The organism is Micromonospora sp. D93 (genome assembly GCF_018070365.1).
Taxonomy (GTDB): Bacteria; Actinomycetota; Actinomycetes; order Mycobacteriales; family Micromonosporaceae; genus Micromonospora; species Micromonospora ureilytica.
This window is the reverse complement of sequence record NZ_JAGPXW010000016.1, coordinates 1-13,573: the sequence shown is the minus strand read 5'-3', so window position 1 is coordinate 13,573 and position 13,573 is coordinate 1. Positions and strand designations below refer to the sequence as shown.

Sequence of the window (13,573 nt, the reverse complement as noted above, 5' to 3'; positions counted from 1 at the left end):
CCCTCTCATCGGTACGGACACGGGCGCTCGCACCGCGAGGGCGGTGCGTCGACGCCGGTGGCCGTGCGGGGAGGGGTTGTCGGCATCGTACGCGGGCCGCGCGCTCACCGGCCGTGGTGCCGCGCCGACCGGCGCCGATCCCTGCGGGACGGGGGCGGACCGGTGAAGATCGGCATCCTGTCGTACCACTTTCCACCCGAGCCGGCGTTCATCCCCGGGAGCCTCGCCGAGGAGTTGGCCGCGCGTGGGCACGAGGTACGGGTTCTCACCGGCTTCCCCGACTACCCCGGCGGGCACGTCTATCCCGGCTGGCGACAGCGGTGGCACCACGAGACCCACAGTGAGCGGTTGAGCGTCCGACGGGTGCCCCGGTACCCCGGGGGCGGTGCGTCGATCCGCGGCCGGATGGCCAGCTACCTCTCCTTCGCCGGCAGCGCGGGGTTGGTCGCGCGCCGGTTCCTCGGCGACGTGGACGTGCTCTACGTGTTCCAACTGCCGGCGACGACGTTCGCCGCCGCCGGTGTGCTCCGGTTGCTCGGGCGAGTGCCGGCGGTACTGCACGTACAGGACGTCTGGGCCCGCGACGGCGCGGACGAGGGGGGCGAGGGGCGCTGGGCGGCGCGGATGGGCAGCACGATGACCCGGATCTACCGCACCGCGGCGCGAATCGCGATCGCCGCGCCGTCGATGCGGGACCTGGTGGTCGCCGCCGGCGCCGACCCGGCCCGGGTTCGGCTGGTGCTGAACTGGACCGACGAGCGGATCTTCCACCCGGCGACGCCCAACGCGGCGGCCCGTCAGCTCGTCCGTCGAGACGGTCGGTGCGTGGTGATGCACGCCGGGACCATCGGGGCGCGGCAGGGGTTGGAGACCGCGGTCCGCGCGGCCGCGGCGCTGGACCGGACGATGGATCTGGTCCTGGTCGGTTCGGGCACGGCGGAGCGGCGGGTGCGGGGGCTCGCCGCCGAGTTGGGCGCGGACAACGTCCGCTTCCTGGAGCGGCGGTCGCCTGTCGACATGCCCGAGCTGTACGCCGCCGCCGACTACCAGCTGGTCATGTTGCGCGACCTCCCGGAGCTGCGCGGCACGGTGCCCGGCAAGCTCCAGGCGGCGCTCTCCTGTGCCGCACCGGTGATCGCGTCGGCCGGCGGGGACACGGCCGAGCTGGTCGAACGGGCCCGGGCTGGGCTGTCCTGCCCACCGGAGGACTGGGCGGCGTTGGCCGACCGGTTCTGGTTGGCCGCCACCATTCCGCCGCCGACCCGTGCCGAGATGGGTCGCCGGGGGCGGGCCGCGTACCTGCGCGAGATGTCGTTGCCCGCCGGGGTGGACCAGATCGAACGGCTGTTGCACGAGGCGGCCGGACGAGAAGCGCAGCCCGCACGGAGTCACGAAGAAAACTTACTTAAAGGGCGACAAACGCAATAACAGTACGACATTCCCTGAGGCATGCTAAGAACGTCAGGGAATCGACCTTCTGTCCGGTTCCGTGAACGGGAGTGTGGTGTGACGGTGAGCGAACGACCGATCCGGCGGCGGAGCCGGTCCCGGCGTCGTCGGCGTGCCCGACTGCGACGGGCCCTCCTGGGCGCCCTGGTGGTCGGCTCGCTGCTGCTGGCGACCGGCGGGTGGATCGGCTTCCGCGGCTGGCAGGCGCGCGCTCACCTGATCAACGCCGCTGGACTGGCCCGAGAGTTGAGCGCCCAGGTCGTCGGTGGGGACACCGACCGCGCCCTGCGGACGCTTGCCGCCCTTCAGGAGCAGGCCGGCGCCGCCCGAACCGCGACGACCGACCCGAGCTGGCAGCTCGGCCGGCGTACGCCGATCGCCGGCGACGACCTCGACGCCGTCCGGCAGATCGCCGTCGCCATCGACGACCTGGCCCGGCAGGCGTTCCCGACCCTGCTCCGCACGGACCTGACCAGCCTGGTGCCGGCCGGCGGCCGGCTGGACCTGGCCCGACTCACGGCCGTCTCCGCCGAGCTGACCCGGGTGGACGAGTCGGTGCAGCGCACGCGCCAGGACCTGGCCGCGGTGCCCGCCGACCGGCTCGTCAGCCAGATCCGGCAGGCGCTGACCGACCTGCGTGACGAGATCGACCGGCTGGCCAGCCTCACCACGGCCGCCGACCAGGGAGCCCGCCTGCTACCGCCGCTTCTCGGCGCGAACGGCCCGCGCCGCTACCTGCTCGTCTCGCAGAACCTCGCCGAACTGCGTGCGACCGGCGGCATGTTCGGCGCGTACGCGATGATCGAGGCCGAGAACGGCAAGGTCAAGATGGGTAAGCAGGGCAGCAGTGCCTCGCTCGGTCAGTTCACCCCGGCGTTGAAGCTGCCCGCCGAGACCCGTGCCCTCTGGACCGACCTACCCGGCATCTACCCCGCCGACGTCAATCTGTCCCCGCACTTCCCGACCGCCGCCGCGCTCTACCGCGAGATGTTCCGGCGCAAGACCGGCACCACTGTCGACGGCGTGCTCGCCGTCGACCCGGTGGTGCTGTCCTACCTGCTCAAGGCGACCGGCCCGGTGCTCGTGCCCGGTGGTGTGCCGCTCGCCAGCGAGAAGGTCGTGCAGACGCTGCTCAACGACAGCTACCAACGACTGGACATCAAACAGCAGGACGAGTTCTTCGCGGCGTCGGCGTCGGCGGTCTTCGACGCCTTCTTCAAGAAGAATGTCAACCCGAAGGTGTTGTTGTCCGCATTTGACCGTGCTATCACCGAACGGCGGATATTGTTCTGGAGTGCCCGACCTGAGGAACAGCGGACATTCGGCGACAGCCGGATGGCCGGGACGCTTCCGGAACAGGACACCGTGCCGACGGTCGGAGTGTTCCTCAACGACGGCAGCGGCGCGAAGCTCGGCTACTACCTGCGGCCGACGGCGAACCTGACGGTCGGCGAATGCCGGCCTGACGGCCGCCGCGAGCTCCGGCTGCGGGTGACCCTCCGCTCGACGGCGCCGAAGTCCGGACTCAGCGAGTCGGTCCTCGGCCTCGGCCTGGCTGGTGATCCGTACACCGCACGCACGTTGGTGTCGATCTTCAGCCCGGCTGGTGGAGCGGTGCTCGAGGCCCGGCTCGACGGGGTCGAGACGGCACTTGGCAGCGGCACCGAACGCCGCCGCCAGGTGGCGACGGCCAGCGTGGATGTCGGCCCCGGCGCCGAGAGGGCGCTGGAGGTCACCGTGCTGACGGCCAAGACCGGCGTCGGACAGGCCGAGCTGTGGCTGACCCCCACCGCCAGCCCCTGGACCACCCAAGTTCATTCCGCACCAAGCTGTGACCAGTAGGAGGGAACCAATCATGCGGCTATCCCGCATCATCATGGCGCTCACGGTCGGCCTGGCCGTGGTGGCCGTGCCGACGGCAGCGGGGGCGGCACAGCCGCAGCCGGCGCCCAGCGCGACCACCGACCCGCCCCAGCCGCCGCCGTACCCGCCGGCAGCCGCTTCGCTGACCGTCAACCGGCCGACGATCTTCCTCGGCGAGACGGTACTGCTGACCGGCACCGGCTTCGGCCCGAACGAGACCGTCGACATCTCGGTGACGGTGACTCCGCTGGCCGCCCCGGCTGGCGGTCAGGCTCCGGCCCGCCGGAGCGACGGCAGCACCGTGGCCATGACCCCGGTGGCGTACCAGGCGAGCGCGCCCCTGAACTTCACGGCGTACACCAACGCCCAGGGTCGCTTCACCAAGAGCTACAAGCCGTCGGTGACGGGTCTGCTGACCTTCACCGCCACCGGCCGGGAGTCCGGCCGGACCGCCACCACCGAGCTGCGGGTGCTGCACAAGAAGCAGCCGCTGCCCGTCACGGGTGACAGCCTCGGCACACCCATGAAGCTCGGCGGCGGCCTGGTCGGCGCCGGAGCGGTCATGCTGCTGCTGACCCTGGCCTGGCGTCGCCGCCAGCGCTTCGGTGGTGCGGCGCACTAATCAACACCACCGGGCCGCGCCCGGATCGCACGCAAGCTGGCGCCCGTCGGAACACTCCGACGGGCGCCAGCCCGTCCAGAAGGACGCAGACCCCTCCAGCACTGCCCCTCCGACCGACCCGCCCCCGGTGCGGCCGATGCCCGCCGACACCCGACGTCGACGCACGGCCGGTACGGCCGGTGCGCTCGCCGACTGCGGCCTCGGCGTACCCACCAGGAGGGTCTACCCGGCAGCGGGAGGCGGTCCCCGGGGAGTTGCGATGATCGCGCCCGACCGCAACAGAGGCCGTGTCCGTTTTGTAGGCTTTGATGGGGCCAGCCCATTGTGGTCGACTCGGGTTTCATGAAGTCGGGGTGTCCGGGCGCCCGGGACACCGCGACTTCCGTAGACCCGAGTGGATCATGCCAGTGTGAGGCGACGTGACGCCGCAGGCCGGGTGTTGGGTACGGGGTTTGTCCGGTGGTGGGTGTTTGTGGGTGGTGACCGGTCGCACCCGTGGGCCGGAATCGTGGCCGGGCCGGGGTCGTTACATACCCTGACGATCGCAGCACCACCGACCCGCCGCCCGGCCCTGCGGGGCTGGTAGCGCAGGTGGGAATGCCAGCCTCCACCCGGTCGTTACAGTCCCCACGAACGAGCACCGGGCACCGCCGCGATGCGGGTGCCAACGGATGGGCCAACCCCGGAATGACCCCGGCCCCCCGGTCGTTACACCTGGACCCGGCGCCACGAGCCCCCCACCGTAGGCCGCCGGCCCCGACGCCGAGTCACCGTAGGCGTCACCCCCCGAAGACTTTTCCCTTTTGTTTGTGCAGCGCCGGACGAGGTGCTCACACCCGTCACCGCCGTTCCCCCGATCGGTGTGTGCGGGTGTCCTACCCCCGAAGGAGCTACCCCTCATGAACACGATCTTCCGTAAGAGCATGCTGTCCGTTGCCGGTCTCGCGTTCGCCGGCGGTGTGTTCGCCGGCCCGATCGCCGCCCACGCCAACCCCGTGGACGCCAAGCCGGTCGCGGTGGCCGTCCAGGCGTCGAAGCCGCAGGGCGACCAGTCCCACATCACCCTCAACGACGAGCAGACCACCAACGTCAAGGCCATCATCGCCGCCACGAAGAAGGCCGGTCTCCCGGAGCGGGCCGCGGTCATCTCCATCGCCACGAGCCTGCAGGAGTCGAAGCTGGAGAACCTGGGCCACCTCGGCGACATCAACGACCACGACTCGCTGGGCCTGTTCCAGCAGCGCCCGTCCAGCGGTTGGGGCACCCCGGAGCAGATCACCGACCCCGCCTACTCGACGACCGCGTTCCTGAAGGGTCTGAAGCAGGTCGACGGCTGGCAGGACATGCCCCTGACCGACGCCGCGCAGACCGTCCAGGTCTCCGCCTACCCGGACGCGTACGCCCAGTGGGAGCAGCAGGCCACCGACCTCGTCGCCCAGCACTGGAACAGCTGACCACCAAACGGCACCACCCGCACGCCAGCACCACAGCACGCCAGCACCACCGCGCCCGCAAGGCAGCACCGCCGCACGACACCGACCGCTGGCCGGCACCCGGAACCCGGGGTGCCGGCCAGCGGCGTACCCAGATCAGGTTTTGTGATTGTGGCTGCGCCAGATGTCGAGCAGCGCGGCGATCAGCGCGAGCGCGATGATGCCGGTGGCCAGCATGAGGGACCGTTCGAAGGCGCTGGTCCAGTCGCCTCGGCTGTCGGCCAGGGATGAGAAGAACACCGAGCCGACGGCGGCGATACCGGCTGCGGCGCCGATCCGCTGACCGGTCTGGAGCATGCCCGCGCCGCTGCCCGCTTGGTCCACCGGCACCTCGGAGAGGGTGATCGTCTGGTTCGGGGCGATCACCAGTCCGCTACCGATGCCGGCGACGAGCAGGGGCCCGGCGGCGACCCAGGGCGCTGGGGCGTCCGGCGCGAGGTGCAGCGCGATCACCGTCGCGGCCAGCCCGACGACGACGGTGAGCAGTCCGATGGCGACCAGTGGTCGGCCGAAGCGGTTGACGATGCGGCCTCCGAGCACGGCGGCGGCCGCCGAACCCAGGGCGAAGGGGGTGATGGCCAGGCCGGCGACGAGGGCGCTGTAGTGGAGACCCATCTGCAGGAACAGGGTGAAGATGAAGAAGATCGCGGTGAAGCCGCCGAAGTAGACGAGCGCCAGGATCGAGCCCAGGGTGTACGACTGGAGGCTGAACAGGCGAAGGTCGAACAGGGGTTGGTGGTGGCGTGCGTACCGTCGTTCCCAGAGCCCGAAGGCGACCAGCACTGCCAGGCCGGCCGGGATGAGCGCCCACTTCCAGGGGGTCCGCCACTGCTGTTCCTGCACCAGTGGCAGCAGGACCAGGACGACACCGATGCCGAGTAGCAGGACGCCGACGGGGTCGAGTCGACGCCAGCCGGGTTGACCGGCGGGGCGGCCGGGCAGCAGTCGCCAGCCGAGGATCACCGCGAGGACACCGACCGGCACGTTGACGAAGAAGACCCAGCGCCAGCCGTGTTCCTGGCCGCCGATGGCGATGAGCAGCCCGCCGAGCAGCGGCCCGACGGCTGTGGAGATGCCGATGGTGGCGCCGAGCAGCCCGAATGGGCGGGCGCGTTCGGGCCCGCGGAACAGTTGTTGGATCAGCCCGATGACCTGCGGGTTGACGATGCCGGCGGCGGCGCCCTGCAGCAGTCGGGTGATGACCAGCCACGTCGGGGTGGTGGCGAGGCCGGCGAGCGCGCTGGTGATGGTGAACAGCGCGATGCCGAAGACGAACGCGTTGCGCCGACCGCGGGCGTCGCCGAAGCGGCCGGCGGGCACCAGTGCCAGGCCGAAGGTGAGCGCGTACCCGGAGAGGATCCACTGCAGGTCGCTCGGCGACGCGTGCAGCGCCCGGTCGATGGACGGCACTGCGACGTTGACGATGCTGACGTCGAGCAGCGTCATGAACGCGGCGACGAGTCCGACGCCGACCGCCTGCCAGCGTCGTCGGTTCTCGGCAGCGGTCACCGGTTGCGGCGTCTGCGCTGCGCTCATCGTGCCCCCCGTCGACCCTCGGTCATCCATGGTTGACCGCTACCCGGGTCTTCGGGGGGCGAACCGTGCCGGCTGGTTCCGTCGGTCACGCCATTTGGCGGGCGCAGAACCGGGGACCGAAGTCGAGGCCGGCCATCGGTGAGTCCTCGCGGTGCAGCAGGCCCTTCTCGGTGAGCAGGTGCAGGGGGCTGGCTACCTGCTCCCCGGTCAGCCCGGACTCCTCGGCGATCAGATCCGGGTAGGGCACCTGCCCGCGTGCCTCAAGGGTGGTGACCGCCTGGTACACCCGTTGCTCGGCCTCCGACAGTTGCACCTGCTGCATGGTTCCTCCTCTGCTCGTCCGCCACTGCGGTGGCGGTTGCCGTGCGCCGGTTACCCCCTCGGTGCCCGAAGATGCACACCCGATCGGGCGGTCGCGGCGGCGGGCGGGTCCGCCGGTCGTGCGGCGGCGGTGCCCTAGGCTGCTTCCGTGATCATTTGGGATCTCGTCGTCGTCGGCGCTGGCCCCGCCGGGCTGTCCGCGGCGCACGCCGCTGCTCGTGCGGGCGTCTCCACACTCGTTGTCGAGCGCGCCGCGCACCCGCGGTACAAGACCTGCGGCGGTGGCCTGATCGGCACGTCTCTGGCGGCCGTCCAGGGTCGGATCGAGGTGCCCGCGCACGACCGGGTGGACCGGGTGACGTTCACCCGCGACGGCCGTCGGGAGTTCACCCGCCGCAACGACAGTCCGGTGGTGACGATGGTGCGCCGCGAGGAGTTCGACGACCGGCTGCGCGCGGCGGCGGTCGCCGCAGGCGCGCAGGTGCGGGAGCGGGTCGCGGTCCGCGCGATCGAGCAGGACCCCGAGGGGGTACGCCTGCGGCTGGCCGACGGTACGACGATCGCGGCTCGTGCCGTGATCGGGGCGGACGGCTCGTCGGGGGTGACCGCCCGGCACGTCGGGGTCCGGTACCGGCAGGTGGATCTGGGTCTGGAGTTGGAGATTCCGGTGTCCCCTGTCGAGCAGGAGCAGTGGCGGGGTCGGCTGCTGCTGGACTGGGGCGCCATGCCGGGGTCGTACGCCTGGGTCTTTCCCAAGGGTGATCGGCTGACCGTCGGCGTGATCGCCGGTCGGGGCGCGGGGGAGGGGACCCGCGAGTACCTGCGGCGGTTCGTCGACCGGTTGGGTCTGACCGGGTTGCCGGCGGAGCACGACTCCGGCCACCTGACCCGTTGCCGAGCGGAGGATTCACCGTTGCGCAACGGCCGGGTGCTGGTCGTGGGGGATGCGGCGGGGCTGTTGGAGCCGTGGAGTCGGGAGGGCATCAGCTTCGCGTTGCGCTCCGGCGGTTTGGCCGGAGCGGCGGTCGCGGGCGGTGATCTGGCCGGGTACGAACGGGCGGTGGCCGAGAGCCTGCTGCCGGAGATGCGGGCGGGGTTTCGGCTGCTCGACGTGTTCACCCGCCGCCCGGATGTGTTCCACGCCCTGTTGGCTACCCCGCCGGGCTGGCGGATGTTCGTTCAGTTCTGCCAGGGGCGGGCGAGCTTCGACGAGATGCTGCGCCGCCGTCCCATCCGGGCTGCCCTCGCGGTCCTCGACCGGTTACCGCACCGATCGCGCCAGCCCACCACCGCTCACCCAGGATCCTAGGACGCCCTACAGGGTGTGCGCGCGGCTACTGGTGTCGACCAGCTCGGCCGCCGGACAATCGCAGGGGAGCAGGAGGAGGCGCTGATGGACGAGCAGCCGTTCACCGACGACGAGTACGCGTTTCTGCGCCACGCGCGGTTCGGGGAGTTGCCGCCCGCCGTCCGTCCCGACGAGCGGGTGGCGCTGACCGAGACTGATCCCGGGCGCGACCGGCCGGAGGAGTCCGAGGACCCGATCCGCTGGAACGTGCAGGGCTGAGAACGCGCGACGGGCCGCGGGTGACGCCACCCACGGCCCGTATGTGCTGCGCTGCGGTCAGAAGACCGGCACGCCCTCGCGGACGAGACGCCAGTTGGGCTGGAAGAAGTCGGCCGGGTCGATCGTCCCCTTGGCCTGCGCCCAGTCGATGAGCAGCTGACGGATCTCCTGCTGCGCGTTGTAGACCTGGGTCTTCACGATGCCGGGGAAGTTGCCGCCGCCGCTGCGCCGGTAGTTGTTCACCGCCACCACGAACTGGGCGTTGTCGGCCACCGGAGTGTCGGTGCCGGCCAGCACCAGGCGGGTGATCCGCTGCCCGACCGGCCTGGAGATGTCGATGTCGTAGTCCACGCCGGAGAAGACGTCGTAGTTGTAGTCCGGCACGGCCGGGTCACTGATCTGCTCCGGGTCGACCGGCGTGCCCGGGGCGAGGGTGCGGAAGAACTTCGCCGAGTACTCCAGGTACGCGCGGACCTCGGCCCCGCTGAGCACGACCGCTTCGAGGGTGTTGTCGTACACGTACAGGCCGGCCACGTCGCGGATCTTGACGTCACCGGCGGGGAAGACCGCGGTCCGGCTGAACGGCGCCGCGATCGACAGCACCGGCAGGTCGGCGTACGCGGTGCCGGCCAGCACCGCGCCGACCACCTCGGTCTGCACGTGGTTGATGAAGTCCAGGATCGGCGTGTCCTTGTACCGTGACTCCGCGGCCGACAACTCCACAGTGGAGGTCGCGACGACCTGGTTGACGTACGCCACGGTCTTCTGGTGTTGGGCCCGCACGGCGGCGAGCACCTTCGGGTCCTCGACCACCGTGTTGGTGTTCAGCATGGTGGCGGCCTTCTTGGTGATCGTCCACCGGCCACGCTCGCGGGCGAGGGTGAAGTCCATCCGGGTGAGCCGCTGGCCCCACTTCGACGGCTCGGAGAGCAGCACCTGCGTGCCGGTGCGCTCGTTGGTGACGAACCGCTCGACCACCTCGTTGTGCGCGTGACCGAAGAGGATCGCGTCGATCCCCGGCACCTGCTGGGCGATCAGCGCCACCGGGTTCTCGTTCGGCAGCTCGGGGCCGTAGCTGGAGGTGCCGCTGTCACCACCGTGCGCGGAGATCAGCACGAGGTCCGCGCCGCGGGCCCGCATGATCGGCACCCACTTCGCGGCGGTCGCGATCATGTCGTCGAAGCGCAGCCTGCCCTCGACGTTGCCCCTGTCCCAGATGGCCACACCGGGGTTGGTCAATCCCAGGATGCCGACCCGCAGGGTCGGCGCGGCGAAACCGAGGGAGACCTTCTTGATGACGTACGGCAGGAAGGCCGGCTTGCCGGTCTTCGCGTTCACGGCGTTCGCGGCGAGCGCCGGGAAGCCGAGCTGACGGATCCACAGGTCCAGCAACGGCAGACCGTAGTTGAACTCGTGGTTGCCCAGGGTCACCGCGTCGTAGTCGATGACGTTCATCGCCCGTGCCATCGGGTGCTTCTCCCCGGTGGCGGTGATCGGCTCCTGCTTGGCGTAGTACGTGGCCAGCGGCGTGCCCTGGATCGTGTCGCCGGCGTCGAGCACCAGCGTCGCCTGGCCGCGCCGCTCCCGACGGATCTGGTTGATCAGAGTCGCCAGCTTCGCCACGCCGATGTCGTTCTGCTTGCTGTCGTCGTACTCGGCGTCGCGGTAGTAATCCCAGTTGTAGACGTTGCCGTGCGTGTCCGACGTGCCCAGGAGGGTGAGGTCCCAGGTGCGCGGCCGGGCCGCGCCGGCCGCCTGCGCGGGCGCGGCGGCGATCAGCGGGGTGGTCGCCGCGGCCGCCGCGGCGACGAGCACCTGGCGGCGCGACGGGCCGGAGGGAGAGGTCATGACGTGCCTTTCCATGGGGGTGGACGCGCCTCGTGAGCGCCTTGCGCACCATAACCAGCAGCCGGCGCTCCCGCCACGCCAGCCCCGACCGTCGCAGCGGTTTCCGCAGGCCGAGGCGGGGTAGGCCGATGAGGAACGAGAACTCGCGGGACAGCCCCCGCTTCCCGCGCGGCGCGAGGAGATATCGGTGAGCGAGGACCAGCACACCCAGCAGGACCCGACCAGCCAGTACGGCCAGCAGTCCGGTCAACCCGCACAGCAGCAGTCGACGCCCGGGTCGACCAGGGAGATGACCCCGAGGCCGGACCACGGCGAGGAGTCGTACCGGGGCAGCGGCAAGCTCGACGGCAAGCGGGCGCTGATCACCGGCGCTGACTCGGGGATCGGCCGGGCGGTCGCGATCGCCTTCGCCCGGGAGGGCGCGGACGTGCTCATCTCCTACCTCGGCGAGGAGGAGGACGCCGACGCCCGGGAGACCATCCGGCTGGTCGAGGCCGCCGGACGGCGGGGCGTCGCGGTACGCGGTGACATCACCGACGAGGCGCACTGCCAGGAACTGGTCGATCGGGCGGTGCGGGACCTGGGCGGCCTCGACATCCTGGTCAACAACGCGGCGTACCAGATGTCGCAGGACAAGGGAATCCTCGGGATCAGCACCGAGCAGTTCGACCGGGTCTTCAAGACCAACCTGTACGCGATGTTCTGGCTCTGCAAGGCCGCCGTTCCCCACCTGGCCGAGGGGTCGGCGATCATCAACACGTCGTCGATCCAGGCTTTCGACCCGTCGCCGCAGCTGCTGGACTACGCCACCACGAAGGCGGGGATCGCCAACTTCACCAAGGCCCTCGCCGCCGACCTGGCCGAACAGGGCATCCGGGTCAACGCTGTCGCACCGGGCCCGGTGTGGACGCCGCTGATCCCATCCACCATGCCGGAGGAGAAGGCGAAGCAGTTCGGCACCGACACCCCGGAGGGTCGCCCCGGGCAGCCGGCCGAGCTGGCGCCCGCGTACGTCTTCTTCGCCTCGCAGGAGTCCAGCTACGTGACAGGCGAGATCCTGGGGGTCACCGGCGGTCGACCGACCAAGTGATCCGCCGCCGGGTGGGCGTCCGCGCGGATGCCCACCCGGTCAGCGTGGCCAGGCGGCGAAGCCTTGCCGGATCTCGGCGACGTCCGCGGCACCCAGGCCGTACCTGCCGAAGCGCTGATCCGAGAGCCGGTCCAGGTAACGGCCGGCGGCGCGTACGTCGTCCGGGTCCAGTGCGGGGTCGACCTGCCGCGCCAGGACCAGCAGCTCGGTCACGTCATAGTGGTCGAGGGCCGCGGCCACGTCGATGAAGTCGCGAACCTCCCGCCGATTGACCAGGGCCGCGATCTTGTTGGCCACCAGGTCACGGACGTCCATCACCGGGCCGAGGTCCATCACCACCGGGCTCTGCTGACGGTCCAACCGAGCGAGGCTGAGCCGGATCTGCCGTCCGTCGCGGCTCACCACGAAGTCCTTCATGTCCTGCTCGTACCCGTCGAACAGCTCGGCCAGGTCACTGTCCGGGTCGGCATCACTGACGATGAACCCGGCCCGCTCCAGTGCCACCCGCACTCCGGCGGACGCCGCCGCTGCGGCGCCCTCCACGTCCGCGAAGAGGTCGACGTCCTCCGTCGGTCGGGCAACCAGCCCGTGCGCCGCCCACGCCACCCCACCACCCAGCACGAACCGGTACGGCCCGGCGGCGGCCAGCGCCACCCGGGCCACCTCCCGGTAGAACTCGTGCAGATGAGGCTCGATCACGCCGCGCGCAGGCCGCGGTGCCGGCTCTCCCACGCCTGGCGTACGCCCCGAGGCAGGTTGAGCAGTCGCCACACCCGACGCAGCGTCCGCCCGTTGATCAGGGCGCGCAGATCGTCGGCCCGAGTGGTCTCGCGAAGCACGTTCTCGTACATCCAGAGAAGCTGGTCCGGGTCACCAAGGTCGAAGGTGCGCTCGGCGTTCCACATCAGCCGTACCGGCAGTTCCACCGCACCTCGGGTGGGCCCGGTCAGCTCGGCGAGCGTCCGCGCCACCACAGCCGGGCGACCCGGGCGGGCCAGGAAAGCCACGCCGGTCGCGGTGGGGGAGACGGCCTGCATGGTGTCAGGGTAACTCCCACCCAAGCCGGTGTTGCTCAGGACGACCCCAGCGAGCTGCCCCAAGACTCCCGCATGACCCTGACCCCCGCGAGTTTTGTCCGTTTCATGCGACCCGGTGCCCGTCGGCAAATCGTGATCGACTCGGGTTTCATGAAGTCGCGGTGTCCGGGTGTCCGGGCGTCCGGGACACCGCGACTTCGGTGAACCTGAGTGGATCATGCGAGTGTGAGGCGATTTGACGCCGCGTTCCGGGTGTTGGGTACGGGGTTTGTCCGGTGGTGGGTGTTTGTGGGTGGTGACCGGTCGCACCCGTGGGCCGGAATCGTGGCCGGGCCGGGGTCGTTACATACCCTGACGATCGCAGCACCACCGACCCGCCGCCCGGCCCTGCGGGGCTGGTAGCGCAGGTGGGAATGCCAGCCTCCGCCCGGTCGTTGGAGTCCCCACGAACGAGCACCGGGCACCGCCGCGATGCGGGTGCCAACGGATGGGCCAACCCCGGAATGACCCCGGCCCCCCCGGTCGTTACACCTGGACCCGGCGCCACGAGCCCCCGCCCGTAGGCCGCCGGCAGACGCCGAGTCACCGTAGGCGCCCCCCCCCCGAAGACTTTCCCCTTGTTTGTGCAGCGCCGGACGAGGTGCTCACACCCTGCCGCCGCCCCCCTTTGGCGGTCGGGGTGTCCTACCCCCGAAGGAGCTACCCCTCATGAACACGATCTTCCGTAAGAGCATGCTGTCCGTTGCC

Annotated in this window: 12 protein-coding genes; 7 read left to right on the top strand and 5 right to left on the bottom strand. The window is 70.8% G+C overall.

The window, feature by feature from the left end; all coding sequences use genetic code 11:
• Nucleotides 1–162 precede the first annotated feature (162 nt).
• The 4 genes from KBX71_RS18925 to KBX71_RS18910 all read left to right on the top strand — a co-directional run bounded on the left by KBX71_RS18925 (nt 163) and on the right by KBX71_RS18910 (nt 5,388).
• Nucleotides 163–1,428 (top strand): glycosyltransferase family 4 protein, encoded by a 1,266-nt coding sequence (locus KBX71_RS18925; protein WP_210819329.1) that lies wholly within the window; start codon nt 163–165, stop codon nt 1,426–1,428.
• A gap of 84 nt (nt 1,429–1,512) precedes the next feature.
• The gene (locus KBX71_RS18920) at nt 1,513–3,291 is read left to right on the top strand and encodes a DUF4012 domain-containing protein (protein WP_307847170.1); all 1,779 of its coding nucleotides are present in this window, start codon (nt 1,513–1,515) and stop codon (nt 3,289–3,291) included.
• A gap of 13 nt (nt 3,292–3,304) precedes the next feature.
• Nucleotides 3,305–3,934 (top strand): hypothetical protein, encoded by a 630-nt coding sequence (locus KBX71_RS18915; RefSeq protein WP_196926726.1) that lies wholly within the window; start codon nt 3,305–3,307, stop codon nt 3,932–3,934.
• 899 nt (nt 3,935–4,833) lie between these two features.
• Entirely contained in the window at nt 4,834–5,388 is a 555-nt protein-coding gene (locus tag KBX71_RS18910) for a hypothetical protein (protein WP_210819327.1), read from the top strand.
• A 135-nt stretch (nt 5,389–5,523) separates the two neighbouring features.
• On the opposite strand, the gene KBX71_RS18905 is transcribed toward KBX71_RS18910, so the two are convergent.
• A complete protein-coding gene (locus tag KBX71_RS18905) occupies nt 5,524–6,963 on the bottom strand; it encodes an MFS transporter (RefSeq protein WP_210819326.1) in 1,440 nt (479 codons plus the stop codon).
• A gap of 85 nt (nt 6,964–7,048) precedes the next feature.
• Nucleotides 7,049–7,285: a hypothetical protein gene (locus tag KBX71_RS18900; RefSeq protein WP_210819325.1), complete on the bottom strand. Its 237-nt coding sequence runs from the start codon at nt 7,283–7,285 to the stop codon at nt 7,049–7,051.
• Nucleotides 7,286–7,432: 147 nt separating this feature from the next.
• Here KBX71_RS18900 and KBX71_RS18895 point away from each other — a divergent pair, with 147 nt between their 5' ends.
• Entirely contained in the window at nt 7,433–8,593 is a 1,161-nt protein-coding gene (locus KBX71_RS18895) for a geranylgeranyl reductase family protein (RefSeq protein ID WP_210819324.1), read from the top strand.
• An 84-nt stretch (nt 8,594–8,677) separates the two neighbouring features.
• Nucleotides 8,678–8,851 (top strand): hypothetical protein, encoded by a 174-nt coding sequence (locus KBX71_RS18890; protein WP_196926721.1) that lies wholly within the window; start codon nt 8,678–8,680, stop codon nt 8,849–8,851.
• Nucleotides 8,852–8,908: 57 nt separating this feature from the next.
• On the opposite strand, the gene KBX71_RS18885 is transcribed toward KBX71_RS18890, so the two are convergent.
• Nucleotides 8,909–10,699, bottom strand: a complete 1,791-nt coding sequence (locus KBX71_RS18885; protein ID WP_210819323.1) for a bifunctional UDP-sugar hydrolase/5'-nucleotidase — start codon at nt 10,697–10,699, stop codon at nt 8,909–8,911.
• Nucleotides 10,700–10,886: 187 nt separating this feature from the next.
• Between KBX71_RS18885 and KBX71_RS18880 the strand changes: the two genes are divergently transcribed.
• Nucleotides 10,887–11,789, top strand: a complete 903-nt coding sequence (locus KBX71_RS18880; RefSeq protein ID WP_210819322.1) for an SDR family oxidoreductase — start codon at nt 10,887–10,889, stop codon at nt 11,787–11,789.
• Between the two features lie 39 nt (nt 11,790–11,828).
• Here the strand turns inward: KBX71_RS18880 and KBX71_RS18875 are convergent, their stop codons facing one another.
• Both KBX71_RS18875 and KBX71_RS18870 read right to left on the bottom strand, forming a co-directional pair.
• Nucleotides 11,829–12,488 (bottom strand): nucleotidyl transferase AbiEii/AbiGii toxin family protein, encoded by a 660-nt coding sequence (locus tag KBX71_RS18875; RefSeq protein WP_307847169.1) that lies wholly within the window; start codon nt 12,486–12,488, stop codon nt 11,829–11,831.
• Nucleotides 12,485–12,826: a hypothetical protein gene (locus KBX71_RS18870; RefSeq protein WP_210819321.1), complete on the bottom strand. Its 342-nt coding sequence runs from the start codon at nt 12,824–12,826 to the stop codon at nt 12,485–12,487. The genes KBX71_RS18875 and KBX71_RS18870 overlap by 4 nt, the downstream gene beginning before the upstream one ends.
• Nucleotides 12,827–13,573: the final 747 nt, after the last annotated feature.